At 71.2% G+C, this 26,838-nt stretch carries 24 protein-coding genes; 10 read left to right on the top strand and 14 right to left on the bottom strand.

Features of this window, described 5'->3' with window-relative positions; genetic code table 11:
* The first annotated feature begins 94 nt into the window (after window positions 1-94).
* Entirely contained in the window at window positions 95-325 is a 231-nt protein-coding gene (locus OHT57_RS43920) for a DUF397 domain-containing protein (RefSeq protein WP_328752563.1), read from the top strand.
* A 135-nt stretch (window positions 326-460) separates the two neighbouring features.
* A complete protein-coding gene (locus OHT57_RS43915) occupies window positions 461-1,378 on the top strand; it encodes a helix-turn-helix domain-containing protein (RefSeq protein WP_328752562.1) in 918 nt (305 codons plus the stop codon).
* Here OHT57_RS43915 and OHT57_RS43910 read toward each other — a convergent pair.
* The 3 genes from OHT57_RS43910 to OHT57_RS43900 form a co-directional block, all read right to left on the bottom strand.
* Window positions 1,366-2,109, bottom strand: coding sequence for a class I SAM-dependent methyltransferase (locus OHT57_RS43910; RefSeq protein WP_328752561.1), 744 nt, complete (start codon window positions 2,107-2,109; stop codon window positions 1,366-1,368). The genes OHT57_RS43915 and OHT57_RS43910 overlap by 13 nt on opposite strands.
* Window positions 2,110-2,406: 297 nt before the next feature.
* Window positions 2,407-3,225 carry an SAM-dependent methyltransferase gene (locus OHT57_RS43905; protein ID WP_328752560.1) on the bottom strand — a complete coding sequence of 273 codons (819 nt, stop codon included), beginning with the start codon at window positions 3,223-3,225 and terminating at the stop codon, window positions 2,407-2,409.
* Between the two features lie 133 nt (window positions 3,226-3,358).
* Window positions 3,359-4,216 carry an aldo/keto reductase gene (locus OHT57_RS43900; protein ID WP_328752559.1) on the bottom strand — a complete coding sequence of 286 codons (858 nt, stop codon included), beginning with the start codon at window positions 4,214-4,216 and terminating at the stop codon, window positions 3,359-3,361.
* Window positions 4,217-4,475: 259 nt separating this feature from the next.
* Between OHT57_RS43900 and OHT57_RS43895 the strand changes: the two genes are divergently transcribed.
* A complete protein-coding gene (locus tag OHT57_RS43895) occupies window positions 4,476-5,372 on the top strand; it encodes a Gfo/Idh/MocA family protein (RefSeq protein ID WP_328752558.1) in 897 nt (298 codons plus the stop codon).
* A 9-nt stretch (window positions 5,373-5,381) separates the two neighbouring features.
* Here OHT57_RS43895 and OHT57_RS43890 read toward each other — a convergent pair whose 3' ends face one another.
* Entirely contained in the window at window positions 5,382-5,720 is a 339-nt protein-coding gene (locus tag OHT57_RS43890; RefSeq protein ID WP_328753501.1) for a hypothetical protein, read from the bottom strand.
* Between the two features lie 109 nt (window positions 5,721-5,829).
* Window positions 5,830-6,726 carry a GNAT family N-acetyltransferase gene (locus OHT57_RS43885; RefSeq protein WP_328752557.1) on the bottom strand — a complete coding sequence of 299 codons (897 nt, stop codon included), beginning with the start codon at window positions 6,724-6,726 and terminating at the stop codon, window positions 5,830-5,832.
* 337 nt (window positions 6,727-7,063) lie between these two features.
* Here OHT57_RS43885 and OHT57_RS43880 point away from each other — a divergent pair, with 337 nt between their 5' ends.
* Together OHT57_RS43880 and OHT57_RS43875 are read left to right on the top strand one after the other, a co-directional pair.
* Window positions 7,064-8,254, top strand: coding sequence for a beta-1,3-glucanase family protein (locus OHT57_RS43880; RefSeq protein ID WP_328752556.1), 1,191 nt, complete (start codon window positions 7,064-7,066; stop codon window positions 8,252-8,254).
* Between the two features lie 44 nt (window positions 8,255-8,298).
* Complete coding sequence (locus tag OHT57_RS43875) at window positions 8,299-9,387, top strand: PP2C family protein-serine/threonine phosphatase (protein ID WP_328752555.1); 1,089 nt, start codon at window positions 8,299-8,301, stop codon at window positions 9,385-9,387.
* Here OHT57_RS43875 and OHT57_RS43870 read toward each other — a convergent pair.
* A complete protein-coding gene (locus OHT57_RS43870) occupies window positions 9,344-11,593 on the bottom strand; it encodes an MMPL family transporter (RefSeq protein ID WP_328752554.1) in 2,250 nt (749 codons plus the stop codon). The genes OHT57_RS43875 and OHT57_RS43870 overlap by 44 nt on opposite strands.
* 187 nt (window positions 11,594-11,780) lie before the next feature.
* Between OHT57_RS43870 and OHT57_RS43865 the strand changes: the two genes are divergently transcribed.
* A complete protein-coding gene (locus OHT57_RS43865; protein ID WP_328752553.1) occupies window positions 11,781-11,987 on the top strand; it encodes a hypothetical protein in 207 nt (68 codons plus the stop codon).
* Between the two features lie 51 nt (window positions 11,988-12,038).
* Here OHT57_RS43865 and OHT57_RS43860 read toward each other — a convergent pair whose 3' ends face one another.
* Window positions 12,039-13,181 (bottom strand): sulfite oxidase, encoded by a 1,143-nt coding sequence (locus OHT57_RS43860; RefSeq protein WP_328752552.1) that lies wholly within the window; start codon window positions 13,179-13,181, stop codon window positions 12,039-12,041.
* Window positions 13,182-13,337: 156 nt separating this feature from the next.
* Between OHT57_RS43860 and sthA the strand changes: the two genes are divergently transcribed.
* Window positions 13,338-14,741: a Si-specific NAD(P)(+) transhydrogenase gene (sthA, locus tag OHT57_RS43855; protein WP_328752551.1), complete on the top strand. Its 1,404-nt coding sequence runs from the start codon at window positions 13,338-13,340 to the stop codon at window positions 14,739-14,741.
* 19 nt (window positions 14,742-14,760) lie between these two features.
* On the opposite strand, the gene OHT57_RS43850 is transcribed toward sthA, so the two are convergent.
* Window positions 14,761-15,246, bottom strand: a complete 486-nt coding sequence (locus OHT57_RS43850) for a DUF5709 domain-containing protein (RefSeq protein WP_328752550.1) — start codon at window positions 15,244-15,246, stop codon at window positions 14,761-14,763.
* A gap of 354 nt (window positions 15,247-15,600) precedes the next feature.
* Between OHT57_RS43850 and OHT57_RS43845 the strand changes: the two genes are divergently transcribed.
* A complete protein-coding gene (locus OHT57_RS43845) occupies window positions 15,601-17,073 on the top strand; it encodes an APC family permease (RefSeq protein WP_328752549.1) in 1,473 nt (490 codons plus the stop codon).
* Window positions 17,074-17,084: 11 nt separating this feature from the next.
* Window positions 17,085-18,047, top strand: a complete 963-nt coding sequence (locus tag OHT57_RS43840) for a hypothetical protein (protein ID WP_328752548.1) — start codon at window positions 17,085-17,087, stop codon at window positions 18,045-18,047.
* A gap of 164 nt (window positions 18,048-18,211) precedes the next feature.
* On the opposite strand, the gene OHT57_RS43835 is transcribed toward OHT57_RS43840, so the two are convergent.
* The 5 genes from OHT57_RS43835 to OHT57_RS43815 form a co-directional block, all read right to left on the bottom strand.
* On the bottom strand, window positions 18,212-19,369 hold the full coding sequence (locus OHT57_RS43835) for a HoxN/HupN/NixA family nickel/cobalt transporter (RefSeq protein WP_328752547.1): 1,158 nt from the start codon (window positions 19,367-19,369) through the stop codon (window positions 18,212-18,214).
* Window positions 19,370-19,545: 176 nt separating this feature from the next.
* Entirely contained in the window at window positions 19,546-20,487 is a 942-nt protein-coding gene (locus OHT57_RS43830; protein WP_328752546.1) for a lysylphosphatidylglycerol synthase domain-containing protein, read from the bottom strand.
* Between the two features lie 174 nt (window positions 20,488-20,661).
* Window positions 20,662-23,019 (bottom strand): glycoside hydrolase family 65 protein, encoded by a 2,358-nt coding sequence (locus tag OHT57_RS43825; protein WP_328752545.1) that lies wholly within the window; start codon window positions 23,017-23,019, stop codon window positions 20,662-20,664.
* Window positions 23,016-23,753 carry a beta-phosphoglucomutase family hydrolase gene (locus OHT57_RS43820; protein WP_328752544.1) on the bottom strand — a complete coding sequence of 246 codons (738 nt, stop codon included), beginning with the start codon at window positions 23,751-23,753 and terminating at the stop codon, window positions 23,016-23,018. The genes OHT57_RS43825 and OHT57_RS43820 overlap by 4 nt, the downstream gene beginning before the upstream one ends.
* 43 nt (window positions 23,754-23,796) lie before the next feature.
* Entirely contained in the window at window positions 23,797-24,228 is a 432-nt protein-coding gene (locus tag OHT57_RS43815) for a YybH family protein (protein WP_328752543.1), read from the bottom strand.
* Between the two features lie 77 nt (window positions 24,229-24,305).
* On the opposite strand from OHT57_RS43815, the gene OHT57_RS43810 reads away from it, so the two are divergent.
* Entirely contained in the window at window positions 24,306-24,968 is a 663-nt protein-coding gene (locus OHT57_RS43810) for a nucleoside/nucleotide kinase family protein (protein WP_328752542.1), read from the top strand.
* Between the two features lie 22 nt (window positions 24,969-24,990).
* Here the strand turns inward: OHT57_RS43810 and OHT57_RS43805 are convergent, their stop codons facing one another.
* On the bottom strand, window positions 24,991-26,826 hold the full coding sequence (locus OHT57_RS43805) for a hypothetical protein (protein WP_328752541.1): 1,836 nt from the start codon (window positions 26,824-26,826) through the stop codon (window positions 24,991-24,993).
* Window positions 26,827-26,838: the final 12 nt, after the last annotated feature.

Here is a 26,838-nt window from a genome sequence, read left to right as displayed (position 1 = left end):
GTGGGGCCACGGAGGTTGTGGAGGTGTGCCCTCTCCCGCCCGGACGGCCGGGCACAGCGCCCGGCAAAGCACGTGAACAGCAAGGAGACTGACAGTGCCACCCATGCAGAACGGAGTGCGGGCGAGTTCCCTGGACGCCCGCTGGGTCAAGAGCCGTCACAGCAACGCCGAGGGCAACTGCGTCGAAGTGGCCTCGCTCGTCGGCGGCGGTGTCGCGATGCGCAACTCCCGTGACCCCGACGGCCCCGCACTGGTCTACACACCGGCCGAGGTCGCGGCGTTCGTCGCCGGGGCGAAGGACGGTGAGTTCGACCACCTCCTGTGACCCCCGGATCCCGGGCCCGGATGCGGAGGCGGCTCCAACTCCCGTGCCACCCACGGCATCTACGGAATGATGCGGAACGACCACACTGCGTGCGATAGTGTGAGACGTCTCTGTGCCGGTTTACTGGGAGTCAGGATGTCTGCCGCGTCCCACCGCATCTCCCGTCTGGAACCGTATCTGGACCGGTCCGAACCGGCTCCCACCCTGCTGAAGATGCTGGTCGGCGTCCAGTTGGCGGGATTCCGCGAGGATGCCGGGCTCGCCCAGGACCAGGCGGCACGCGCCCTCGGGTTCAGCCCCGCCAAGCTGTCCCGGATCGAGTCGGGCAAGGGCCGAAGGCCCCCGTCGGAGAACGACGTACGGGCCCTCCTCCAGCTGTACGGCACCGAGGGCTACGAGTCCTCGGTGCTGCTCAAGCTGCTCCAGCGCGCCGGCGAGCCGGGCTGGTGGCAGCGGTACGACAAGCGCCTGATGCCCGAGTGGTTCGACCGGCTGGTCGGACTCCAGGAGGCGGCCGCGACGATCCGTACCTTCGAGATCCAGTACGTCCCCGGTCTGCTCCAGACCCCGGACTACACCCGCGCCGTGGTGGAGCGCGGGCTGCCCACGGCGGCCGCCGGCGAGGTCGGCCGCCGCGTGGAACTGCGCACCCGGCGCGCGCAGTTGTTGCGGCGCGCGGACCCTCCGCAGCTGTGGGCGGTGATCGACGAGTCGGTGCTGCTGCGGGTGCTGGGCAGCCGTGGGGTGATGCGGGAGCAGCTCGCGCACCTCATCGACATGGCCCAGCGTCCCCATGTGACGGTGCAGGTCGTGCCGTTGGACGTGACGAACGCCTCGGCCCCCGCCATCCCGATCACCTATCTGCGCTTCGGCGGCCTGGATCTGCCGGACGTCGTCTACCTGGAGCACATCAAGAGCGCCAACTTCCTGGAGGACCGGGACGAGACGGAGGAGTACCGCCTCGCACTGGACCGGCTGGCCGACGACGCACTGGAACCCCGGGCTTCGCTGCGGCTGCTGCGCGAGACAATGGTGCAGCGCTACGGCGGCTGAGGGTCGTCGCGGCCGAACAGGCCTGCCCAGAGGAAGGGTTCACCGAAGCGGGGAGACTCGGGCGGCTCGTCGTGCATGCGCCGCAGTTCGATCTCGGTGAGGTCGCAGAAGATCCGGCGCAGCGACTCCGCCGGGTAGGCGAGTCCGCCGTCGAGCCGGCCCTGCCGGTAGAACTCCGTGTCCGGCAGTTGGGATCCCATGGCTCCGTCGGCGAAGCAGACGATGCCGAAGCGGCCGGTGGGCGCGAGGTGCCGTTCGAGGAGTGCCAGGTAGCTGACGCGGCGGTGCGGCGGCAGATGGTGGAAGCAGCCCGAGTCGTAGATCAGGTCGTAGGTGCCCGTGAGTTCGGTGTCGGCCATGACGAAGACGTCGCCGCACAGAAAGTGCACGCCGACACCCGCCTCCTGCACCCGCTCCCGGGCCCAGGTGACGGCCGCGGTCGAGAGGTCGACGGCGTCGACCTCGAAGCCGAGAGAGGCGAGGTGAAGTGCGTTGCGGCCCGGGCCGCAGCCCAGGTCCAGGGCTCGGCCCCCGGTGACGAGACCGCGGTCGAGGTACGACACCAGGTTTTCGTCCGGCTTCGCCGTGAAGAAGGGGACCGGCTTGGAACGGTCGGCGTAGAAGCCGTCCCACCACGAGCCGGCGTCCGCCGTCCAGCGATCGGCGTGTGGTGCGAACAGCGTGTCGAGGAGTCGGAGTACGTCCTCCGTCGTGCGTATGGTGCGGTCCATCAACGCCCCTTTCCGATGGCGTCGATCGTAGGGCTGACCAGCACGAAGTCCCAGACCGCCCCGGCGTCGCGGAGGCTACCGCGGGCCGCGTGACCGGCTGCCGGAAGGGCGAGGGGAGCCCCCGCCCGGGCACTGGGTCCACGACTCCTCGGGTCGCGCCATGAGCCGCTTCGGAGCAGTTCTCGGCGTGGCTGCCGTCTCTTTTTTCGCTGTTCCCGGTTCCGCGGGTACCCGCCGGCACGACGACGCCCCTGACGCGGGATCTTCCCGGTCGCGTCAGGGGCGTTTCGTGTCGGGTCAGACGATTCGGGCGACGCCGCCGAACTCGATCCACTCATGGGTGAGCTGACGGGGGGCCACCTCGGAATCGGGCCGCCAGGTGGAGACCTCCACGAGGCCCGGTTCGAGGATCTCGAGGCCCTCGAACCACGCGGCGACGTCCTTCTCCTCACGCACCCGGCCCCAGTGCCCCTGGGTCGCCTGGTCCATGAAGTTGGTGACGAAGTCGCGGACTTCGGGGTCCTCGCTGACCAGCTGACACATCAGCATGAAGCTGCCGGGCGCGAGCTTCTCGCGCACGCGGCGGGCCAGAGCGGCCGGCCCGTCCGTGTCGCTGTCGGGGATGCAGTGCATGACCGAGTTGAAGAGGACCGCGACGGGCTGGTCGAAGTCGATCAGCCGCTGGGTGTCCTCGTGCGCGAAGATCGCCTCGGTCTCCCGCATGTCCGCGTGGATGACGGTGGTGCGCTCGTCCTCCTCCAGCAGTGCCCGCCCGTGGACGAGGACCATCGGGTCGTTGTCGACGTAGACCACGTGCGTGGTGGGGTCGATGGCCTGGGCGACCTGGTGGACGTTGTCCTGGGTCGGCAGGCCGGATCCGTGGTCCAGGTACTGCCGGATGCCGTACTCCGCCGAGAGGGTCCTGACGACCCGCTGGAGGAAGCGCCGGTTGTTCACGGCGAGCCTGCGGGTGCTGGGGACGACCTTGTCGAGTTCTTCGCAGGCGGCCCGGTCGGCCGCGTAGTTGTCCTTGCCGCCCAGATAGTGGTCGTACATGCGTGCGGCTGTGGGTACGGAGGCGTCGATCGCCGTGGACAGCTTCTTACCGGTGCTCATCTTTCCCCCAGCTCATCTGCCAACTGGCCTGGCAGGACAGGGAGTCCATCCTAGAGACAGCACGATCGCCGAGGCCAGTCCGCACACGGATCCGACCACGGAGGAGCGACATGGCGGGCCGGCGGGCGAGGTGTCAGGCGGCGTCCAGTTCCGCGAGTTCGTCCGCACCGAGCACGAGGTCGGCGGCGGCGAGGGAGTCACGGATCGTCTCCGGGCGGCTCGCACCCGGGATCGGCACGACGACCGGCGACTTGGCGAGCATCCAGGCCAGGCAGACGCGCTGCGGGCTGACCTCGTACTTCTCGGCGATCCGGGCGAACGGAGCGTGCGCCGAGCCCAGTTCGCCCGCGCGGGAGATGCCGCCGAGGGGGCTCCACGGCAGGAACGCGATGCCGAGTTCGTCGCACAGGCGCAGCTCCGGCTCGCTGGAGCGGAAGGCCGGGGAGAACTGGTTCTGCACGGAGACCAGCCGGCCGCCGAGGATCTCGTTGGCGAGCCTGATCTGGCCGGGGTCGGCGTTGGAGATGCCCGCCGCGAGGATCTTGCCCTCGTCGAGCAGGTCGCGCACCGCGCCGACGGACTCCGCGTAGGGGACCCGGGGGTCGGGGCGGTGGAACTGGTAGAGCCCGATGGCCTCGACACCGAGCCGGCTCAGGGACGCCTCGCAGGCCTCCTTGAGGTGCCGGGGGCTGCCGTCGAGCGTCCAGCTGCCGTCCCCGGGGCGCAGGTGGCCGCCCTTGGTGGCGACGAGGACGTCACCGCCGCGCTCGTGTGAGGCGAGGGCCTTGGCGATCAGGGTCTCGTTGTGACCGACCTCGTCGGCGCCCTGGTGGTAGGCGTCGGCGGTGTCGATCAGGGTCACTCCCGCGTCGAGCGCGGCGTGGACGGTGGCGATGGAGCGTTGCTCGTCCGGCCGTCCTTCGATGGACATGGGCATCGCGCCCAGACCGATCGAGCTGACGTCGACATTACCGATGCGGCGGGTGTGCATGATCTTGGACCTCTTTCGGCTGTCGGGCGGCGGAGCAGGGCTCCTACCAGGGTGGCCGTCTCCCGCTCCCTGGGTCCAATAGAAGAATGAGAACGGATTCAGCGACGCAGCAACTGAATCGCCGCTGGCGTCGCTCGTGGGCGTCCGAGGCGCGGAACCGGGGTTGCGGGGCAGCTGAGCTCGTGTGACACCCTCACCTCGACCGGCGGGTGATCCGGACCGGTCTCGTGACGTTCGGCAAGGCGAAAGAGGCGGCGGCATGCGTATCGGACTGCTCGGCACCGGCCCCTGGGCCCGGATGACCCACGCCCCCGCGCTCGGCGCGCATCCCGAACTGGACTTCGCCGGGGTGTGGGGCCGTCGCCCGGACGCCGCCAAGGAGCTGGCCGACGAGCACGGCACGCGTGCGTACGACGACGTCGACGCGCTGTTCGCCGACGTGGACGCCGTCGCCATCGCCCTGCCGCCTGCCGTCCAGGCCGATCTCGCGGTGCGGGCGGCCCGGGCGGGATGTCATCTGCTGCTGGACAAGCCCCTTGCCACGACGGTTGAGCAGGGGCGGGCGGTGGTCGAGGCGGTCCGGGAGAGCGGGGTCGCCTCGGTGGTGTTCTTCACCTCCCGCTTCCTGGCCGAGACCGAGACGTGGATCGGTGAACAGGCGGGCGTGGAGGGGTGGTTCACGGCGCGGGCCGAGTGGTTCGGGTCGGTGTTCACCACCGAGAGCCCGTTCGCCGACTCGCCGTGGCGCCGGGAGAAGGGCGCCCTGTGGGACGTCGGACCGCATGCGCTGTCGGTGCTGCTGCCGATCCTGGGCGAGGTCCGTGCGGTGGCGGCGGCCGCGCACGGCCCCGGGGACACGGTCCATCTGGTCCTGCGGCACACCGGCGGTGCGTCGAGCGCCCTGACGCTGAGCCTCACGGCTCCGCCGGCGGCCGCGGGAGCGGGCGTGGAGCTGCGGGGCGCGGGTGGCGTCGCCCTGCTCCCCGAGTCGTCGGAGGGCGTCGTGCCCGCCGTGCTGCGGGCCGTCAACGGCCTGCTCGCCGCCGCACGCACCGGGCAGGCTCACCCGTGCGACGCCGCGTTCGGTCTGCGGGTCACCGAGATCCTGACGGAGGCGGAGGCTCTGCTGGAACGGAGCGGGGGAACTGGGGCGTAGGGCGTCGGATCAGTCGTCGGGCGCGTCGTCGAACGGCTCGTCACTCCACCGGAACCAGGCCCGGTCGCCCTTGATGTGCAACAGGAACTCGGGCACCGGCCCGTCCGGAGCGACCAGCGACACACGACGGCCGATCTCTTCGTAGACCGCTCCCCACTCCTCCTGTCTCGCCTCGGCGTCACCCTCCAACAGGGCGAGTTCCCGCGCGAACAGCTGCTCCACGGCAGCGAACGCGGGACCGGCCGTGAAACGCCCTGACAGCCACGGGAAGTCGGCGTCGTCGATCACGATGTCCCCGACCGGTTCGTCCCCGCTGCGCACCTTCCAGACCTCGCCCACGAACCCCACGCCGCCCCCTCCGTCCGCCGACGCCCACCCGTCGGTCAACCCTGTGACCAGGATGGCATCCGGTACTGACATTGATCCTGATGCTCAGTTCCGGTGGTCGCGTCTCAGGTCACCGGGTGTGCGTCGGCCGGTGGTTCAGGCGTTCCCGGACCACCGGATAGCCCGCCTTGGAGAAGTTCGCGGCCATCGGGAAGTTCCCCTGGTCCGTCGCACCGGAGACGAACTCGGCGCCCCGCTCGACGAGATGATGGGTGCACTCGGCCAGCAGGTCGTAGGCGTAGCCGTGCCCCCGCTGTTCCGGTAGGACCCCGATGAACCCCACGCAGGGACCCGACGGATTGTGCGTCGGAATGTGGATCCCGGCGACGTCCCCCTGAGGCGTGTGGGCGATCTGCCACCACTCGCGGGGCGAGGGACACCAGTGGAAGAAGTCCAGTTCCTCCTGGGCCGCCGTGTCGAGTCCGCCCTCCTCGATGGCTTTGAGGGCGTGCGCGTCCAGGGTGGCGGAGTGGATGCGGCGCAGCAGGTCGAAGAAGACCGCGTCGTCCGGTTCGGACCGGAACGTGAGACGTCCGGGCCGCTCGGGCAGCCCGCACTCCGGTGTCCACCGGTACAGGAACCGCTCCACCAGGAGCTCGTATCCGGCCGCCTCCAGGGCGCTGAACCGGGTTGCGGCAGCGGCGCGCAGCTCCGGGTCCTCGCGCCAGCCGGCGGGCAGGTTCATCTCCAGTTCGACCTGCCAGGGTGCGGTGCGCAGGAGTTCGGCGCCGGCCTCCTCCTCACCCTCGGCGACGTCGAACCAGTTGACGTTGAGGGGCTCGGTGTCGTCGGGGCCGCCCCACCAGGCGCCGCGGGCCACGACCCTGCCGTCGCGGAGGGCGACGCGTTTCCAGTCGGGGCGGTGGCGGGTGAGCCGGTGGGACTCGCCGTTGCCGAGGGGGTCGGGAAGGGTGTCGAAAAGGTGTGCGTCGCGCTCGCCGAGCGCGCGGATGACCAGATCGGTCATGGGTTGGATTCCTCCGGGGTGCGGACTGCTTGGAGCGCTCCCGGCCGGTCAGACGAGGTACGCCGGGACGGCGCAGAGGGAGCGCGGGACGGTGGTGGACTGCACGGCACTCGCCTCCTTTCGCCGACTCGGGGCGTGGCGGTTCACGCTACGGGATCTCCGGGAGCGGCGTCCATCGGTTTGGCGGCACGCGCGTCTGGTCCTCCCCGCCGCTTAAACGGTTCTTAAGGCCGGGTTAAACGCTGTCCGCTCGGTATGCCGCAGTCTCCTCCGTCCGTAGCATCGGTGCCCGTCCACGACATGAGAGCGCTCTCAACCAGCCGAGGAGACCCCCCACATGACACCTCGTCACCAGCGCGATCCCGGCCGGCGCACAGTCCTCTTCGGCCTCGGCGGGGCCATGGTGGCCGTACCGGCCGCAGCCGTACTCGCCCCGCACGCCCTCGCGGACAGCAACCGCGTCACGGCGGCCGGGGCACTGCCGCTGACCGTCGTCAACAACACCGGCGCCTTCGACAACGCGAACGTCCACCTCTACATCGTCGGCAACCAGGACGGCAGGCAGGTCCGCGTCACCCCGGACGGCGCCCTCGCTCCGGTCTCCCTCTCCGACAACGGCGCCGACGGCTACACCGACTACGCGATAGGCCTGGCCGGCAGCGGCGGGACCAGCCTGTCCCTCCCCTACATGTCCGGCCGGATCTACGTCTCCCTGGGCGCGAAGCTGAAGTTCCGGGTCGTCACGGACGGCAACGGGAACCCGGCCCTCCAGTACCCGGCCGGCTGGGTCAGCTCGGATCCCAACTACCCGGTACTGCACGACTGCGTCGAGTTCACGCACAACGCGGCGGGCATGTTCTGCAACACCACCATGGTGGACATGTTCAGCGTGCCGATGGGCATCCGGCTCACCGGGGCGCGGGACCAGACGACGGGTACGCTGCGCGCCTCCGGGCGGGCGGACGCCTTCGCCGCCGTACGGCAGGTCGAGGAGTTCGCGCCGCTGGTCGTGGCCGACACGCGGGTCATCGCACCCGGTCACGGCCTGGACGCCGGACTGTTCCCCTCGGACTATTTCGCGCCGTACGTGGACGAGGTGTGGAGCACGTACACCGGCAAGGACCTGACCGTCAGCACGAACGCGGGCGCCTTCACCGGCCGGGTGCGCGGCGGGCGACTCGTGTTCGACGGGCCCGCGCAGGTCTCCTTCGCCCGCCCCACGACGCGGGACGTGCTCTTCTGCGACGGCGCGCTCGCCGCTCCCAACGACGGCACGACCGGACCGGTCGCCGCCGTGCTCGGTGCCGGGTTCAACCGGTCGACGCTGCTGAGCTCCGCCGCCCAGCCGGCCACCGACCCCGCGGTCTTCTACCGGACCTCGCTCACCAACCACTACGCCAAGGCCATGCACGCGGCCACCGAGGACGGCAAGGCGTACGGCTTCGCCTTCGACGACGTGGCCGACTTCGCCTCCTACGTCCAGGACACCGCGCCGACGGGTGTCCGGCTGACGCTCACGCCGTTCTAGCGGCTCGGCGTGCGGGGCCGGAAGGGTCGTAGCAGCGTAGTGGTGTGAACGGAGCGCGCGACGGGGACCGGCGGAGCTGGCTGACGGGCGCGCCGCCGCCCGGCTGGGTGCGGGTGCTGCCGGCCGCGATGCTGGCCGGGGTGTGCGTGGCGACTCTCGTGAGCCCCGGTCCGCTCGACATCGGGTTCCTGCTGGGCGCGATCCCGCCGCTGGCGGTGCTGTCGTACGGGCCGGCGGCGACCGCGGTGCTCGGGACGCTCGTTCTGGTCGTGCTGAACGTTCCGGCCTTCCAGCTGAACGATCCCGGCAGCGCCGACGTGCTGACCGTCGGTTTCGTCGCGGCGCTCAGCGTGATCGTGTCGTTCGTTCGGAGCCGGCGTGACGCACAGCTGGTGACCGAGCGCGCGGTCGCCGAGGCCGCGCAGCGTGCCGTCGTGCCGCCGCTGCCGGAACGGGTGGGGCCGGTGCGGTGCGCGGGTCTGTACCGGGCGGCGCAGCGCGGGACGCTGGTCGGCGGTGACTTCTTCGACGTCCGGGAGGGGCCCTGCGGGGTGCGGGCGGTGATGGGCGACGTGCAGGGGCACGGGCTGTCGGCCGTCGCCACCGTCGCCTCGCTGCTGGGGGCGTTCCGGGAGGCCGTGCTGGACCGGCCGGACCCCGAGTCGGTGGTCGCCCGGCTCGATCGCAGACTGATGGTGGACTCCGCGGCCGTACGGCACTCGGAGCTGTTCGCAACGGCGGTGGTGCTGGAGTTCGGCGTCGGCGCGACGGCGGTGCGGATCGTGGCGTGCGGTCAGCCGGGCCCGGTACTGCTGCGTGGCGGACGAGCCGTGGAGCTCGACGTCCCGGTGGGCACGCCACTCGGTCTTGGCCTGTCCGACGCGTCGCCGCCGACCGGGGTCACGGTGCCGCTGCACCCCGGCGACCTGCTCTTCCTGGCCTCGGACGGCGTGTGGGAGGCACGGAACGCCGCCGGTGTCTTCTACCCGCTGCTGGAGCGGATCACCGAGTTCGAGGGTGACCTCCCCGGCCTCGCCGAGCGGGTGTGGGCCGATCTCGTGCGCTGGGCCCCGGTGCTCCCGGACGACGTCACGATGCTCGTTCTCGCGCCCGGCGCTCCGGAGCCCCGCTGACCGTCCCGGCCCCCTCGCCGTCCCCCTCGGCGTCGATGTGCGGGAGGATCCGGTCCAGCCACCGGGGTGTCCACCAGGCGCGGGGGCCCAGCAGGGTCATGACGGCCGGGACCATGAGCAGCCGTACGACCGTCGCGTCGATCAGCACGCTCACGGCGAGGCCCAGTCCGAGCATCTTGACCACGATGTTGTCGCTGACGACGAAGGCGGCGAAGACGCTCACCATGATCAGCGCGGCACAGGTGATGACGCGTGCGGTGATCTCCAGGGCGTGGGCGACGGAGGCCTTGGCGTCCCCGGTGCGCAGCCAGGCCTCGTGGACCCGGGAGAGCAGGAAGATCTCGTAGTCCATGCTCAGTCCGAAGATGATGGCGAACATCATCATCGGCACATAGCTCTCGAGGGGCACCTTGCCGGAGACGCCGAGCGCGGGACCGCCCCAGCCCCACTGGAAGACGGCGACGACGACGCCGTAGGAGGCGGCGATCGACAGGACGTTGAGGACGGCCGCCTTGAGGGCGACGAGCAGTCCGCGGAAGACGGCGAGGATGATCAGGAAGGCGAGGGCGACGACCACGCCGATGATCAGCGGCAGCCGGCTGGAGACGATGTCCCGGAAGTCGACCTGGGCGGCGGTGGTGCCGGTGACGTACCCCTTGGCGTCCGTGCCGGAGGCCGCTGCGGGCAGGGTGGTGTCGATCAGCCGGTTGGTGAGGTCGGTGGTGCCGGCGCTCTGCGGGGACTGCTCGGAGTAGACGGTGGCCAGGAGGACGTCGCCGTCCTTGGTGGGGTTCAGCTGGGTGACGGTGGCGGCGCCGGGCACGCCGTCGAGGGTCTTCTGGGCCTGAGTGGTGAGGGCGGAGCGCTGGGAGGACGGTACGGAGGTCTGGTCGATGACGACGGTGAGGGGGCCGTTGGATCCGGGTCCGAAGGCGTCGGTCATCCGGTCGTAGGCCCGCCGGTCGGTGAAGGAGGTGGGGTCGGCGCCGTCACCGATGTGGCCGAGCTGCAGGGAGAGGACGGGGACGGCGAGGACGACGACGGCCGTGACGCCCGCGGCGAGGTAGCGCCATGGGTGCCGCTCGACCCGCTGGGCGTAGCGGTGCCACGTGCCGTGGGGTACTTCGCCCTCGGCGGCGTCGGTCTCGGCGACCGGGCGGCGCACCCGGTAGCGGTCGATCCGGGTGCCGATCAGGCCCAGCAGGGCCGGGACCAGGGTCAGGGCGCCCAGGACGGCCGAGACAACCGTCACGGCCGCGGCGAGCCCTAGTTTCCCGATGAACGCCACCCCGGAGGCGGACAGCCCGGCCAGGGCGATGATCACCGTGCAGCCGGAGACGAGTACGGCACGGCCGCTGGTGGCGGTGGCACCGCCCGCCGCGTGCACCGGGTCCTTTCCGTCCATGAGGCTCTGCCGGTGGCGGGTGATCTGGAAGAGCGCGTAGTCGATGCCGACGCCGAGCCCGATCATCGTGGCCAGGGTGGGCGAGACGGTCGCGAAGGTGAACGTGGCGGCCAGCAGGCCGAGGCAGGCGAGTCCGCCGATCACGCCGATCAGGGCGGTCACCAGGGGGATTCCGGCGGCGATGACACTGCCGAACCCGAGGAGCAGGACGACGATCGCCACGGCGAAGCCGATCAGTTCGCTGACCCGGTCGTCGGCGGCGGGCCGGGCGAGTTCGCCGAGCGGACCGCCGTACTCGACGTCCGCCCCGGCCGCCCTGAGGGGCTGTACGGCGTGGTCGACCCCGCTCAGGTAGCCGTCGCCCAGGGTCGAGGGCTGAACGTCGAAGCGGATGGTGATGTACGCCGTCCTCCCGTCCGACGACAGCGGCCCGACCTTCGAGGCGGGCACGGAGAGCGGGTTCTGCGCCGACAGCACGTGGGGCAGCTTCTGGAGGTCGGCGACGGTCGTGGAGAGCTGTGAGCCGAGCGAGGTGAGCGGCTTGTCACCGTCGTGCAGGACGATCTGGCCGCTGTAGCCGCCGGCTGCCGGGTCGTGCCGTTTCAGGACGTCCAGGCCCTCCTGGGACTGCACGCCGGGCAGGGAGAAGTTGTCGGAGTACTCCCCGCCGAAGGACCGGTTGAGCATCTGCAGGGCGACCAGGGCCACGAGCCACGCCACCAGCACCGTCACGAAGTGCCGGGCGCACCACTCCCCCAGTCTGCGCAGGGCGCCCTTCGGGCTGTTCCGGGTGGTGGTCATGGCGTCGTCTCCCTGCCGGCCCCCCAGAGATCGCTCTCCCATTACACGCCCGTCCGGTGGCCGGGGCATCCCGGGGGCTCATCCCGGCGCTTCCGGATGCAGGGTCGGCCCGGGCGTTGAATGGTGATATCGGACCCGTTGACAGCACCGGGACCGCACAGCGATCCGGATCCGAGGAGCAGAGATCATGCCGACGTCACAGCCCGACGCGTCCGGGCCGTCCGAGGACCGTGCCACCCCGGACGACCTGCTCCACACCCGTACCGGCACCGAGGTGTCGCCTGAGGACATCGTCCTCGCCTCGGGCAAGGACATCACCCCGCACACTCTCGAATGGGCCCGGCGCAAGCTGGAGGCGGAGGGCCCCGCCGCGCTCGACAAGCTGCTGCCCTAGCCGTGCCCGGGCGCCCGGCTGTCCGCGAGGGCAGCCGGGCGGGGTCGTGCCTCAGCCGCTGGACTCCTCCGGCTCCACGTCCAGGCACAGCACCTCGACCCGCTGCACGAGGTTGTTGACGAAGCCGCCCCGGTTCCACGGCTGTTCCAGCGGCTGGGTGTGGCCCTCGGCGTCGGTGGCCCGTGCGCTGAGGACGTACTCCCCCGGCTCCGCGGTCCAGGGCAGCCGCCAGCGGCGCCACGCCCACCGGTGGCCGGTGTCCGGTTCGAGTTCGGCCCGGTGCCAGGTGTGTCCGGCGTCCGTGCTCACCTCGGCCCTGGTCACCGGCGCCATCCCCGACCAGGCGCGCCCCTCCAGCATCACCGTGCCGGGCCGGACGACGCGGGTGCGGGACATGAAGTCGGGGAACCCCGGCGGGACCAGCAGGGCCCGCGGTGCGATCCGCGTGACCGGTTCGCCCTCGTCGCCGGGGTGCTGCCTGAGCCGGTAGGCGACGGTCTGCTGGAACCCCGTGAACGGGGTGTCGGTGACGGTGATCTCGCGCAGCCACTTCACATGGGCCATTCCGTACCAGCCGGGTACGACGAGCCGGAGCGGATGGCCGTGCTGCGGGGGCAGTGGGGCGCCGTTCATCTCGTAGGCCACCAGCACTTCGGGTTCGGTCCCGGTGGCCACGTCGACGGGCAGGGACCGCTGGTAGTCCTGTTCGACGCCGCGTTCCACTCCGTGGTCGGCGCCGGTGCACACGATGTCGACGGCGTCCCCGTCGACTCCTCCGGCTTCGGCGAGCAGCAACCTCAGCGGTACGCCCGTCCATTCGGCGGTGCCCACGGCCTCCACCAGCCAGGGCTGGCTGACCGGGCGGGGCGCGAGCAGGGCGCGGCCGTTGCCCGCGCACTCCAGCGTGACCCGGGTGGTGACCTGCGGGAGGGCCCGCAGGTCGGCCGGGGTCAGGGTGAGCGGGCGGCGGACCCGGCCTCCCAGGGTGAGTTGCCAGGGGGTGTCGTCGGGGACGTAGGGGATGTCGTAGTGCGTGAGGAGGTAATGCAGGCCGGGCGGGCTGAGGTCGTGGCGCATCGCTTCGAGCGGCAGACCGTGGTTGCGGGTGGCGAGCGCCAGTTCGTCCCGGCTGATGCCCTCGTCGGGGGCGGCCAGCCGGGCCGGGGTGCTCGCGTCGGCGAGTCGATGGCCCATGGGCGTATTGTCCCGCGGTCCGCGCGGGCTGTCGCGGTCTGTGGGACATCTCCGGCGGCTTCCGGGCAACTTCCGCGCGACCTGAGCCGGTTCGGGGACGGCCGGTTTACCGTTCACCCTTTCGGAAGAGGCCTCCCGACTGCCAGACTCCCGAGGGTGCCCGACTTCGACATGCTTGTCATCGGATCAGGTCCGGGTGGCCAGAAGGCCGCCATCGCCGCGGCCAAGCTGGGCCGCCGGGTCGCCGTCGTCGACCGCCCCGACATGGTCGGCGGGGTCTCCATCCACACCGGCACCATCCCCTCCAAGACCATGCGCGAGGCGGTGCTGTACCTGACCGGCCTCTCCCAGCGCGACCTGTACGGCCAGAGCTACCGGCTCAAGGAGGACATCACCGTCGCCGATCTGACCGCGCGCACCCAGCATGTGGTCGGCCGGGAGGTCGACGTGATCCGCAGTCAGCTCTCCCGCAACCACATCGCCCTCTACGCCGGCACCGGCCGCTTCGTCGACGACCACACGATCGCCCTGCGCGAGGTCACCGGCAACGAACGTCTGCTCAGCGCCGAGCACATCGTGATCGCCACCGGCACCCGGCCCGCCCGGCCCGACAGTGTCGAGTTCGACGGCCAGACCATCATGGACTCGGACAACGTCCTTGATCTGCAACGGGTTCCACGCTCCATGGTCATCGTCGGCGCGGGTGTCATCGGCATGGAGTACGCGTCGATGTTCGCCGCGCTCGGCAGCAAGGTCACCGTCGTCGAGAAGCGTGCCGGGATGCTCGACATGTGCGACGTCGAGGTGATCGAGTCGCTCAAGTACCACCTGCGGGACCTCGCCGTGACGTTCCGGTTCGGGGAGACCGTGGCCGCGGTCGAGCGTCATTCCCGGGGCACGCTGACCGTGCTGGAGAGCGGGAAGAGGATCCCGGCCGACGCGGTGATGTACTCGGCGGGCCGGCAGGGGCTCACCGACGACCTCGACCTCGACAAGGCGGGCCTCACGGCGGACCCGCGCGGGCGGATCACCGTCGACGAGCACTACCGCACCGAGGTGCCGCACATCTACGCCGTCGGCGACGTCATCGGCTTCCCCGCGCTGGCGGCGACCTCGATGGAGCAGGGCCGGTCGGCCGCCTACCACGCCTGCGGGGAGCCGGTCCGGCAGATGCACGACCTCCAGCCGATCGGCATCTACACCATTCCGGAGATCAGCTTCGTGGGGCGGACGGAGGACCAACTCACCGAAGAGCGCGTGCCGTTCGAGGTCGGCATCTCCCGCTACCGGGAACTCGCGCGCGGCCAGATCATCGGCGACTCGCACGGCATGCTGAAGCTGCTGGTGTCCTCCGAGGACCGCACCCTGCTCGGCGTGCACTGCTTCGGCTCGGGCGCCACCGAACTGATCCACATCGGGCAGTCCGTGATGGGCTGCGGCGGCACCGTCGACTACCTGGTCGACGCGGTCTTCAACTACCCGACGCTCGCGGAGTCCTACAAGATCGCCGCCCTGGACGCCACGAACAAGCTCCGGCAGATCGACCGGATCGGGGACTGAGCGGGCCCAGGGGCGGAGGTCAGGACTCGTCGAAGGGGTCCTCGACGATGTGCACGGCGGCCTCCTCGGCGCCGGCGGCGCCCGCGTCGATGCCCACGTCGGTGGCGATCTCCTCCTTGGTGGTGGCGGAGTGGGCGCCCTCGTCGGGGGCCACGAGGCGTCCCGCGCGGTCGGTTCCGGCCTGCGGGTCGACCGGCTCGCCCTCGCCGCCGGGCAGGTCGCCCACCTCGTCGCCGACGGGCCCGGCCACCTCGGGGGCCTCCTGGGCGAGCCGTTCGTCCAGGCTCTCGCCGTCGTGCTGTTCGGCGGCGGTGGTGCCGTGCCGGGTGACGCCGAGCGGCTTCTCCGGCGGGGAGTAGCCCTCGTCGAGGATGTCGTCGTAGGTCCGTTCGTCGAGGGCGTCCTGGAGGTCGAGCGGGCTCGCGTCCTCCTGCTCCTCGTTGGTGCCGGTGGGCTGGTAGGCGTCGTCGGCCATCGGTTCGGCGGGTGTCTGTTCGGCGCCCATGGGCTGCCTCCCTCGCGCGTCGGGTGTGCTGTGCGGTGTCCTGATCCGCGTTTCCCGGTACGCGCTGTCCAACCTCAAAAGTCCGCCGGAGCACGGCATTCCACGGGGCGGAAGGTTACCCCCCAGTTAATCTTGAAGGGTCAAGGAATAGGGCTATCATCACTCGCACACACGGAGTGACCGTTCCTCGACGCAGCGGCTGCACGGTCCCCCGCACCCCTCGTTGTACCGCTTCACCGCACCTGTCCGAGGCCATCCCTCTCCGGACCCGGGCGGAGCCACCCCCCCCCACCTCTTTGCGCCGTACCGGGCCCCTCCGTCCGTGCGTCGTGCCCTACGGAAAGCAGCGCAACCATGAGCATCAACAGGGGCAGAGGGCTGCAGGCCAATGCCCTCGGTACGTTCGACACGGTGGTGATGGCCGTCGCGGGCAGCGCGCCGGCGTACTCGATCGCCGCGACCAGCGCGGTCCTGGTCGGCTCGGTGGGTCTGGCCAGCCCGGCGGCTCTGCTGTACTGCGCGATACCCATGCTGGGCATCGCGCTGGCGTTCAGCTATCTCAGCCGGATCGACGTGAACGCGGGCGCCAGTTACTCCTGGGTGGGGCGCACACTCCATCCCTTTCTGGGCTTCGTCAGCGGCTGGGCCCTGGTGATCTCGGCGACCATCTTCATGGTGGCCGGCTCACTGCCTGCCGGTTCGATGACGCTCGCCCTCTTCGACGAGGGCCTCGCGGACAACACCGCACTGTCGACCGTGGTGGGCGCGGCCTGGTTCGTGCTGATGCTGGTGGTGGTGCTCGGCGGCGCCCGGCTCACGGTGCGCGCCCAGCTCGTCATGTCCGGTGTGGAACTGTCGATACTGGCCCTGTTCGCGGTGCTGGCGCTCTTCCACACCGGCAACGCGCGGGCCTTCGACTGGTCCTGGCTGGGCTTCGGCCACTTCGACGGCATGGCCGGTTTCGCGTCGGGCGCGCTGATCGCCGCCTTCTACTACTGGGGCTGGGACGTCACCAGCAACCTGAGCGAGGAGACCCGCAACAGCCGCCGCACGACCGGACTCGCGGGGCTCATCGGGGTCGGCATCGTCTTCCTGCTCTTCGAGGTGTTCACCATCGCGGTGAACGTCATCCTCACCTCGAAGCAGATCGAGGACAACGACGCCAACGTGCTGGCCGTGCTGGGTGAGGAGATCTGGCCGGGCTGGGGCGGCAAGCTGCTGATCGTCGCGGTGATGCTGTCGACCATCGCCACGCTGGAGACCACGCTGATCCAGGTCACGCGTTCGCTGTTCGCGATGGGCCGGGACCGTACGATGCCGTCCGCGCTGGGCCGGGTGCACCGGCGCTGGAACACACCGTGGGTGGCGATCGTGGTGGTCGGCGGCGTGGCGCTGATGATGTTCATCGCCTCCAACGCCCTTGGCTCGGTGGGCGACATCCTCTCCGACGCGATCTCGGCGATCGGGCTCCAGATCGCCGTCTACTACGGCCTCACCGGCCTCGCGGTGGTCGTCGCGTACCGCAAGATGCTGCTCAAGTCGCCGACCGACTTCCTCCTCGGCGGGCTGTGGCCGCTGCTGGGCGCCCTGTTCATGTTCTGGATCTTCGTCGAGTCGCTGAGCGAGCTGAGCACCGCCGCGATCTCGATCGGCGTGGGCGGGCTGGCGGTGGGGCTGGTCCCGATGCTCTGGTACTGGAAGCGGGGCAGCGACTACTACCGGCCCGCGAGACTTGACGCGAGCCGTACCGTCGAGGCGGACTACGTGCCCGACGGCCAGGAGGCCGGGCCCTCGCTCGTCCACGAGGGTCTCCCGACCGACTTCTGAGGGGTTCTGCGATGGCGCGCGACCGTTTCGCCCCCGAGTTCGACCCCGACTGCGGGGACGTCCCCCTCACCACCGCCCGGCAGGACATCGTCATCGGCCGCTGGCAGGGTCTGCGCGAGCTGCTGCGCGCGACCGGGCCCGACTGGATGGCGCGCGGTCACCGGGTGCGGGTGCTCGCCCAGACCTGTGCGGGCAGTTCGACGGTGGAGTCGTGGCTGGCGGCCGAGCCGAACAGCGGGGACGCGCTGGTGCTGCGCGCGGCCACGGAGACGGCACGGGCGTTCAACCTGGCCATCGCCGCGGGCCGGGGTGTGCCGATCGACCAGCGTCGCATCGACGCCGCGGTGATGGCCTGCCTCAACGCGGCGGAGGCGTTCGTCGACGACCCCACGCCGTGGATCTCCCTGATCTCGGTGGCGCGGCTGTACCCGGCCGGGGTGCGGCGGCAGGAACTGGGGCGCTGGTGGGACGAGTTGCACGGCCGGGACCCGTACAGCGTCGAGGGGCACCTGCAGGTGCTGCACTACTACTCGTCGCGGTGGCACGGCTCGCACGGCCTGATGTACGACTTCGCCCGTGACGCCGCCGGGGTGGCACCGCCGGGCTGCGCGCTGCCGGTGCTGGTGCAGTACGCGCGCGTGGAGGAGTACCGCGCCGCGGTGGACGCGGCCGAGGGGGACCGGTCGGCCTCCGCGGCGCTCGGCCAGCACTGGAAGCACGACGGTGCCGTCAGCGACGTGCGCCGCACCTGGCAGCGCTGGATCATGGGCCGTGCCGACCACACCGTCGTCCCCGGCGAGTTGCGTGACCTCAACTACCTGACCCACGCGGCCTACCACGCCGGCCTCCCCGAGGTCGCCGTCCCCCTGCTGCGCATGCTGGACCGCCGGGGCACACGCACCCCGTGGTCGTACACCGGGGATCCGGAACAGCAGTTCGCCAAGTCGCGCAAGGAGTTCAAGGTGCGGGCCTGAGCGGCGGGAACGGGGCGTCCGCCTTTCCGGCGAGCCGAGTGGGCGCAGAACTTCGAGCGCGTCGCCGTGCGGGTGGAGGGCTCGGCGGCCACGGTCCTCATGGCGTCCGCCCGGCCCGGTCGTCGGCCACGGACCGGCACCCCGTCCGAGGTCCCTGAGTGCGGTCAGTCGCCGGCCGGCTCCCCCGCCGGCCCCGCCGTCCACTTCTCCTCGATCCGGCCGGCCTTCCACACCACCAGGGCGACGATCCACGTGGCGAAGAACAGGCCCACGATGACGAAGCCCAGGAGGTTCAGGTCGAGGCCGCTGATCCAGTTCCAGAAGGGGCCCTGGAGGCCGAGTTTCTCGGCGAGGAGGCCGAGGAGCTCGGCGGTGCCGATGAGGAGGGCCACGGCCACGGAGAGACCGGTGATCGTGAGGTTGTAGTAGACCTTGCGGACCGGCTTGGAGAAGGCCCAGCCGTAGGCGAAGTTCATGAAGGAACCGTCGATGGTGTCGAGGAGCGACATGCCGGCGGCGAAGAGCACGGGCAGGGTGAGGATCGCGTACCAGGGCAGCCCTGAGGCGGCGCCGGATCCGGCCAGGACCAGCAGGGCGATCTCCGTCGCGGTGTCGAACCCGAGGCCGAAGAGGAGGCCGAGGGGGTACATCTGCCACGGCTTGGTGATCGACTTCATGACGCGGCCGAGCAGACGGTTCATGAACCCGCGGTTGTTGAGCTGCTCCTCCAGCGCCGCCTCGTCGTAGCGGCCGGTGCGCATCCGCCGGAACACCTTCCAGATCCCGACCAGGACGACCAGGTTGACCGCGGCGATCAGGTAGAGGAACGCCCCCGAAACCGTCGTACCGATCAGGCTGGTCACGTCATGGAGGCGGGAGTCGTCGTTCTGCACGGGGCCCGCGAGGGCCTTCACGCCGAGCGAGAGCAGCAGCGCCAGGACGAAGACGACGCTGGAGTGGCCGAGCGAGAACCAGAAGCCGACCGACAGCGGCCGCCGGCCCTCCCCCATCAGCTTGCGTGTGGTGTTGTCGATGGCCGCGATGTGGTCGGCGTCGAAGGCGTGCCGCATCCCCAGGGTGTAGGCGGTCACGCCGATGCCGATGCCGAAGGACTTCTCGCCGACGGCGTAGTGGTGCGGGGCGACGATGGCGACGAGGGTGAACCAGCCGATCACGTGCAGCGCCAGCACGACCGCGGTCATACCGCCCGCCCTGATCCACTCCTGACGCGTCATGGAGCCACGGACGCGGTGCCAGACCGAGCCCCTCGCGGGGGCGGTGGCGGGGAGGAGGGGCGGAGCGGAGTCAGGGGCGGCCGTCATCGGGCGGAGGAATCCTTCTTCAGAGCTACGGCCGCGGTCAGCAGCCTTACGCCATCCTCCAGTACCTGCAAGTCATGTGCAGTAAAGCCCGCGGCAGGTCTTTTCCACGACTGGGGAAAGTTCCCGGTCAGGGCTGCACAGCGGTCCGTCCGTGGGCCGGGAACGCCGACCGTCGATCACAGCGCCTTGCGGCGGACGAGCAGAGCGAGCACCAGCAGACCGGGGAGCAGAGGCAGCCACACGGTCAGCAGCCGGTAGCCGAGCACGGCGGAGGCGGCGGCCACGGCCGGTGCTCCGCCGGCGGTGAGTGCGAAGGTGAGCGCCGCGTCGAGGGAGCCGATCCCGCCCGGGGTGGGAAGCAGGGCGGCGGCGCTGCTCGCGGCGAGGTAGAGCAGGGCCACCAGGGACGGGGCCAACGGCAGGGCGACAGCGCGGGTGACGGCGATCAGCACGCACGCGTGCAGGACGGCGCACCCGAGCGAGCCGCCCCACAGGGCGGCCGCCCGGCGCGGTCGCGCGTGGATCGCCCTGATGTCGGCCAGGACGAGGGCCAGGGCGGTACGGCCCCGCGCCCACAGTGCGGCCGTCAGTGCGATTGCCAGCATGGCGCTCACCCCGGCCAGGGCCAGCCATCCCGCGGAGCGGGGTGGGAGCCCGAGGACGCCGGGGCAGGCCGTCGCGAGTCCGGCGATGAGGGCCGCCCGCACCAGCCCGCCCGCCGTGGCCTTCACCGCGAGCGCGGTCGCCGAGCGGGAGGCCGACATCCCGCAGCGCATGAGGAAGCGCAGGTTGACCGCGCCGGAGCCGAGCCCGGCGGGCAGCAGTTGGCCCGCGGCGGAGGCGGCGAACTGGGCCGCCAGCAGGCGCCCCGAGGGCAGCACCCGGTGCACCGCGCCCTGTTGGGCGAGGGCCGAGCAGGCCCAGGTCGCGGCGGCGGCCGTGGCGGCGACGAGCAGCCAGCCCTGGTCGGCCACGGCGAGCCGCAGGGCCCCGGTCTCCAGTACGGGCCAGTGGCGCCAGGCCAGACAGCCGGCCGCGATCAGGACGGCGAGCGTGAGGGCGAGCTGCCAGTAGCCGCTTCTACGGGTGGCGGTGACGGCGATCCGCTCGGACGTCATGGCCGTCCGTCCGCGCTGTCGCCGTCGGCCATCGTCCACCCCTCAGCCCCGCGCGCCGCGGGAACCTGGTCCAGTCACGCAAAACATGGACAAAGTAACCCGCGACGGGAGGGAGCGGGGGGTGGTGTTCGGCCAAGCGGCCGCCGGGCCGCCGCCTGGACCGCCCGTCCGGGGTCAGCGGGCGTGCGGGGCGCGGTGCGGGGGCTGCCGCGGGACCGGACGGTCCTCGGGAGGCGGGACAGGGCGCACGACGGGACCGTCACCGTTCAGGGTCAGGGGGGTGCCGTGGTGACGGATCGTCAGAGGGGAGCCCGACATCAGGGTGTACGTCGCCTTGTCCGGGCCTATCTCGACCCGCAGGCAGCGGTCCAGGAGCCGGAGGTTGAAGGCGAGGCGGCTGAACCGCTCGGGCAGCCGGGGCGCGAAGCGGAGGGAGTCGCCGTCGCGGCGCATACCCCCGAACCCGGCGACGAGAGCGGTCCAGGTACCGGCGAGGGAGGCGATGTGGAGTCCGTCGCGGGTGTTGTTCGCCAGGTCGGCGAGGTCCATCAGTGCCGCCTCGGCCGTGTAGGCGTAGGCGAGGGACAGGTGTCCGGCGCGGGCGGCGACGACCGCCTGGACGCAGGCCGACAGGGAGGAGTCCCGTACGGTCAGGGGCTCGTAGTAGGCGAAGTTGCGGGCGATCTGCTCCTCGTCGTGGAACTCCTCGAACCAGCTGCTGCACAGGTACATCGCCAGGACCAGGTCCGCCTGTTTGACGACCTGCTTGCGGTAGATGTCGAAGTAGGGGAAGTGCAGCATCAGCGGGTACTGGTCGGCGCCGGTGCCGGCGAAGTCCCAGTGCTGGTGGCGGGTGAATCCCGCGTGCTGTTCGTGGACGCCGAGTTCGTCGTTGTAGGGGATGTGCACGGCCTCGGCGGCGTCCCGCCAGGCGGCGCTCTCCTCGTCGTCGACACCGAGTTCGGCGGCCTGCTGGGGGTGGCGTGCGCAGGCGTCGGCGGCCGCGAGGAGGTTCGAGCGGGCCATGAGGTTGGTGTACGTGTTGTCGTCGGCGACTGCGCTGTACTCGTCGGGTCCTGTGACGCCGTCGATGTGGAAGACGCCGTGGTGGTCGTGGTGGCCGAGCGAGCGCCACAGCCGGGCGGTCTCCACGAGGAGTTCGACGCCGGTGTCGCGTTCGAAGTCCGTGTCGCCGGTGGCCGCCGTGTAGCGGACCACGGCGTCCGCGACGGCCGCGTTGATGTGGAAGGCGGCGGTGCCGGCGGGCCAGTAGGCGGATCCCTCCGAGCCCTCGATGGTCCGCCAGGGGAACGCGGCGCCGTTCAGACCGAGTTGTGCGGCGCGCTCACGGGCGGCGGGCAGGGTGTTCTGCCGCCAGCGCAGCGCCTCGGAGACGGCGCCGGGTTCGGTGTAGGTGAGCAGGGGCAGCACGAAGGTCTCGGTGTCCCAGAAGGCGTGCCCGTCGTAGCCGGACCCGGTCAGCCCCTTGGCGGGGATGGCCCGTTGTTCCGCGCGGGCACCCGCCTGGAGCACGTGGAAGAGCGCGAAGCGGACCGCCTGCTGGATCTCCTCGTCGCCGTCGACCTCGACGTCGGCGCGGGTCCAGAAGTCGTCGAGGTAGCCGCGTTGTTCCGCCAGGAGCCCGTCCCAGCCGCTGTGGTCCGCGGCCGCCAGGGCCGCGTCGACCTGGTCGCTCATCGCGGGCCGGGAGCGGACGCCGGACCAGCCGTGGGCGACCAGCTTCTCCAGCCGCAGCCGCTGGCCCGGCTCCAGGACGGAGGTGACGGTCAGCCTGGCCAGGTCCACCGTGGACTCGCTGGCTGTGGTGGTGCGTTCGGGGCCGTCGACGACATGGCCGGCGGCCACCGCGACCCGCAGACCGCTAAGACGGGTGCGGTGCACCAGGCGCAGGCGGGTGCCGTCCGCGTAGCCCTCCTCGTGTTCCAGCGGCGACTTGAGGGCCTTGGAGGCGCGCGGGTCGCCGTTCTTCGGGGCGGGGAGGCTCTCGTTGGTGACGAGCTCGGACTGGATCACCACCCGGGTGCGGCTGTCGACGGGCTCGACCTCGTAGGCCACGGCGGCGATCGCCCGTTGGGTGAGCGAGACGAGCCGGGTCGAGCGCACCCGGATCCGGGAGCCCGCCGGTGAGATCCACTCGCAGGACCGTTCCAGCACGCCCCGGCGCAGGTCGAGGCAGCGTTCGTGGGCGACGAGACGTCCGTAGCGCAGGTCGAAGGGCTCGTCGTCGACGAGGAGCCGCACGATCTTGCCGTTGGTGACGTCGATGGCCGTCTGGCCGGACTCGGGATAGCCGTAGCCCGCCTCGGCGTACGGCAGCGGGTGCAGTTCGTGGACGCCGTTGAGGTAGGAGCCGGGCAGGCCGTGCGGTTCGCCCTCGTCGAGGTTGCCGCGCCAGCCGACGTGGCCGTTGGACAGGGCGAACACGGACTCGCTCTGGGCCAGGACGTCGAGGTTGAGGGCGGTCTCGCGCACCGCCCAGGGCTCGACGGTGTAGTTCCGGTGGGTGATCATGCGCGGTCCCCCAGTTCGGCGAGGCCCTTCACGACCACGTCGGCGCCGTGCGCGTAGAGGGCGTCGGCCTGTCCGACGCGGTCGAGTCCGACGACGTATCCGAAGTCGCCCGCACGGCCCGCGTCCATACCGGCGAGGGCGTCCTCGAAGACGGCGGACCGGGGTGCGTCAAGACCGAGGTCGGCTGCGGCGGCGAGAAAGGTGTCGGGGTGCGGCTTGCCGGGCAGCCCGCGTTCGGCCGCGACCACGCCGTCGACGCGTACGTCGAAGAGGTCCTCGGCGTCGATCGCGCGCAGCACGTCACGGCAGTTGGCGCTGGAGGAGACAATCGCGGTGCGCAGACCCTGTGCGCGGGCCGCCCGGATGTAGGCCAGGGTGTCGTCGTAGGCGTCGACGCCGTCGGTGCGGATCTTCTCCAGGACGAGGTCGTTCTTGCGGTTGCCGAGGCCGTGGACCGTCTCGGCACCGGGCGGGTCGTCCGGGGCGCCTTCGGGCAGGTCGATGCCGCGGGAGGTCAGGAAGGTGCGCACGCCGTCGGCGCGGGGGCGGCCGTCGACGAACTCGTCGTAGTCGTTGTCGTCGAAAGGCCGGAAGTGTTCGCCCTCGCGTTCGCGCAGGAACGCGTCGAACATCTCCTTCCAGGCGGCCGCGTGCACTACGGCCGTCCTGGTGACGACCCCGTCGAGGTCGAAGAGGCAGGCCTTGATGTCATCGGGTAGACCGAGCTTCGTCATACAGGACCCGGTTCCCTGCAAGACGGCTTGCCAACAGGTGGATTCAGTCGTGCGGGAACGAGTGGTGCTCGTGTGCCACCAGCCAGCGGCCGCGCTCCTTGCGCAGACCGAAGGTGAGCCTGAGCAGGAAGCCGGGGTGGGCGGCGAGTTCCTCCGGGGTGGCGCAGCGCACCAGGGCATGGGCGAAGGCGACGTCGGTGCCGGCAGTGATGTCGAGGGACTCGATGTCGAAGCGGGCACCCTGGGCCTGCCACTCGAAGAAGGGCGGCCACGCCGCGCGGTAGGCGGCGAGGCCCCGGATGCCGTGGTGGGGCGGCGGCACGTTGAACATCACGAGGTCCTGGGCGTGGTCGGCGATCACGCCCGCGAGATCGCCGCGGTGGACGGCGGCGGCCCACCCGGTGATCAGAGCGCGGATCCGGGCCTCGTCGTCAGCGGCGTCGGAGCCACGGGAACCGTAGAAGTCGTGGGACATGACCGGCCCTCCTTTCTCCCCCTTCCCCATCAAGGGTGCCTGGCCGACCTGAAGTCCTCGAATGACACACTCGGCGTGTGCCGCTGACCTTCGACGACCTCCTGGCCCGCGCCCGCTCCCTCGCCGAGCACGGGGGCCGGGCCGTCCTCGGGCTCGCAGGCTCCCCCGGCGCGGGCAAGACGACGCTTGCCGAACACCTGGTGCGGGCGCTCAACGGCCCCGGTGAGCCGTGGGTGGCGCACGTCCCCATGGACGGCTTCCATCTCGCCGACGTGGAACTGGACCGGCTCGGTCTGCGCGACCGCAAGGGGGCTCCCGAGACCTTCGACGCGGCCGGGTACGCGGCCCTGCTGCGGCGGCTGCGTGAGGAACCGGACGGCGACATCGTGTACGCGCCGGGCTTCGAGCGGATGCTGGAGCAGCCGGTCGCCGGGGCGATCCCGGTGCTCCCGGCCGTCCGTCTGACCGTGACCGAGGGCAACTACCTGCTCCTCGGCACGGGCGCGTGGTCCCGGGTCCGTCCGCAACTGGACGAGGTGTGGTTCTGCGAACTCGACGAGGGTGAGCGGGTCCGCCGACTGGTCGCCCGGCACGAAGAGTTCGGCAAGAACCACGAGGAGGCGCTCGCCTGGGTCCTGCGCTCGGATCAGCGCAACGCGGAGCTGGTGGCGGCGACCCGGAACCGGGCCGACCTCGTGGTTCCGTGGTCGGCGCTGCCGCGCGTCGCCACGGAGACCTGAGACGAGGTCGGTCCCCTGGCCGTCAGCAGGCGGACAAGGTCAGTTCCGGCTCGCCGTGGGCGTCGCCCGCCGGGTCGCCGATCCGTGCGGTGAACGCCTCGGTGCGTACCGTCAGTGCGGCGCCGTCGCGTGCGAAGGCCGCCGTGAGAGGGGCGCCTGCAGGTCCGTAGCGGACGGCGAAGGCGTGCAGGTCGTCCGGGGCGTCCGGGGCCGGGTCCGCCTCCAGCGCCGTGGAGCTGACGAGGTGGCTCCAGCCCTCGTCCGGGTTGCCGTAGCCGCGCGGGTCCGCGGCCAGCGCGAATGCGGCCTGCTCCTGGGTCGTCTCCGAGCGGGCGTCGAAGTGGTCGACACCCTTCACCTCGGGGTGCGTCAGCCGCAGCGCGCCCACGGAGGCCACCTCGCCCTCGGCCGTCCGGCGCACCCGGTCGCCGTCGTCCTCGGCGTACGGCAGCCCGGCCAGCAGGTACGGCGCGCCGGGGAGCCGTTGCACGGTCACGGTGGTCCACAGGCTCGTGCCGTCGGTGACGTACAGGGACTGGATGTGGCGCAGGACGTGGTCGCGGCCGACGACGGGCTTGGTGACCAGCTTGGCGGTGAGGCCGTCGGTGCGGACGTCTCGGACGCGGACCTCGCCCATGGGGCGGCACAGCAGGAAGCCGTCGACGACGGGACCGAAGCCGTGCTGGCGGTTGACGGCCGCGGGCAGGTAGTAAGTTCCTGCCGCCTCGACCACCGCCGGAGTCATCCGGGAGTCGAAGGCCACCGACACCGTGCCCGCGCGCAGTTGGTGCCGTGCGGTCGCGGTGGGGGGCTCCCGGTGCCAGTGCGTGGTGTCCTGGATCTGCCAGACCAGCATCCAGGCGAAGTGGCCGTCCACTCCCCCGTCGTCCTTGACCGCATGCCGGCCCCAGCGGGTGTCGCCCCGGTAGCGGCCCAGGTCGGCGCCAACACGGGCGCCGAAGTAGCGCAGGCCGAGGACCGACTCGAAGGCGGAGTGCTGCTCGCTGTAGCGCGCGCCGCCGTTGTCGAAGCCGCCATTGGTCAGGCGGGCGTCGATGTAGCGGGCCAGGCTGTCGCCGTCCTCGGCGAAGACCTCCTCGCCGCTGACGCGGTGGGCCTGGGCGAGGAAGGACAGGGAGATCGGGCCGTAGTTGTTGTCGTAGGCGCCGCCGTGCTCGGGGGGCAGCAGGGCACCCCGGTCGCCGACCCGGTGGGCGCGGATCTCGTCGGTGTACAGCCGCAGTGCCCGCGCGCGGACGGACTGCGCCTCCGGGCCCGGCAGATGGGCCGCCAGCATCAGGCCGCCGACCACACAGCCGATCGCCTGGTTGCCGGCCTCCTGCGGGTTGAAGAAGGTCGCCTCGGTCAGCCAGCGCCAGTATCCGCGGGCCACGTCGAGGAGTTCGCCGCGCTGCCCGTCCTCGACCAGCCCCTCGGCCGAGTCGAGGATGTTCACCGCCTGGAGCAGCGCCCACACCGTGCTCGGCCAGTCGCCGATGGGGTGAGCGCCCGCCGCCAGGGTGTAACGGGCGTACGCCAGACCGGAGTTGCGCACCCTAAGGTTCGGGTAGCCGGGGTTGTCCTCGGTGTAGACCCGCTCGCGCAGATGGAACGCGAGGCTGCGGCTCACCGCCTGCGGCAGCCGCGGATCCTTGGTGCGCTGCCAGGCGAACGTGAGCAGCGAGGTGATGCCGAGCGAGGTGTCACCGATGTCGTCGACACAGTCGGGGTGTTCGAGGTTGCCTTCGGGCGTCACCCGGGCGAGGGCCTGCTCGGTGACGTCGGCGAGGACGGCGTCGTACGCGTCCGGAGTGTCCGGCAGGTCGTGCAGCGGCCCGAGCTGGCGTGGGAGGTGCAAGGAGATCAGCCC

The sequence above is a fragment of the Streptomyces sp. NBC_00285 genome, from assembly GCF_036174265.1.
Lineage (GTDB): Bacteria > Actinomycetota > Actinomycetes > Streptomycetales > Streptomycetaceae > Streptomyces.
Note: the sequence above shows the minus strand (reverse complement) of the source record. Positions and strands in the feature narration are given on the sequence as shown.

Coding starts and splice junctions, on each gene's coding strand:
- OHT57_RS43850 (WP_328752550.1), bottom strand. CDS start 15,246: ATGGGCGCCGAACAGACACCCGCCGAACCGATGGCCGACGACGCCTAC.
- OHT57_RS43865 (WP_328752553.1), top strand. CDS start 11,781: ATGCCGACGTCACAGCCCGACGCGTCCGGGCCGTCCGAGGACCGTGCC.
- OHT57_RS43860 (WP_328752552.1), bottom strand. CDS start 13,181: ATGGGCCATCGACTCGCCGACGCGAGCACCCCGGCCCGGCTGGCCGCC.
- OHT57_RS43830 (WP_328752546.1), bottom strand. CDS start 20,487: ATGACGTCCGAGCGGATCGCCGTCACCGCCACCCGTAGAAGCGGCTAC.
- OHT57_RS43905 (WP_328752560.1), bottom strand. CDS start 3,225: ATGAGCACCGGTAAGAAGCTGTCCACGGCGATCGACGCCTCCGTACCC.
- OHT57_RS43835 (WP_328752547.1), bottom strand. CDS start 19,369: ATGACGGCCGCCCCTGACTCCGCTCCGCCCCTCCTCCCCGCCACCGCC.
- OHT57_RS43870 (WP_328752554.1), bottom strand. CDS start 11,593: ATGACCACCACCCGGAACAGCCCGAAGGGCGCCCTGCGCAGACTGGGG.
- OHT57_RS43910 (WP_328752561.1), bottom strand. CDS start 2,109: ATGGACCGCACCATACGCACGACGGAGGACGTACTCCGACTCCTCGAC.
- OHT57_RS43915 (WP_328752562.1), top strand. CDS start 461: ATGTCTGCCGCGTCCCACCGCATCTCCCGTCTGGAACCGTATCTGGAC.
- OHT57_RS43815 (WP_328752543.1), bottom strand. CDS start 24,228: ATGTCCCACGACTTCTACGGTTCCCGTGGCTCCGACGCCGCTGACGAC.
- OHT57_RS43895 (WP_328752558.1), top strand. CDS start 4,476: ATGCGTATCGGACTGCTCGGCACCGGCCCCTGGGCCCGGATGACCCAC.
- OHT57_RS43845 (WP_328752549.1), top strand. CDS start 15,601: ATGAGCATCAACAGGGGCAGAGGGCTGCAGGCCAATGCCCTCGGTACG.
- OHT57_RS43880 (WP_328752556.1), top strand. CDS start 7,064: ATGACACCTCGTCACCAGCGCGATCCCGGCCGGCGCACAGTCCTCTTC.
- OHT57_RS43885 (WP_328752557.1), bottom strand. CDS start 6,726: ATGACCGATCTGGTCATCCGCGCGCTCGGCGAGCGCGACGCACACCTT.
- OHT57_RS43825 (WP_328752545.1), bottom strand. CDS start 23,019: ATGATCACCCACCGGAACTACACCGTCGAGCCCTGGGCGGTGCGCGAG.
- OHT57_RS43900 (WP_328752559.1), bottom strand. CDS start 4,216: ATGCACACCCGCCGCATCGGTAATGTCGACGTCAGCTCGATCGGTCTG.
- OHT57_RS43840 (WP_328752548.1), top strand. CDS start 17,085: ATGGCGCGCGACCGTTTCGCCCCCGAGTTCGACCCCGACTGCGGGGAC.
- OHT57_RS43820 (WP_328752544.1), bottom strand. CDS start 23,753: ATGACGAAGCTCGGTCTACCCGATGACATCAAGGCCTGCCTCTTCGAC.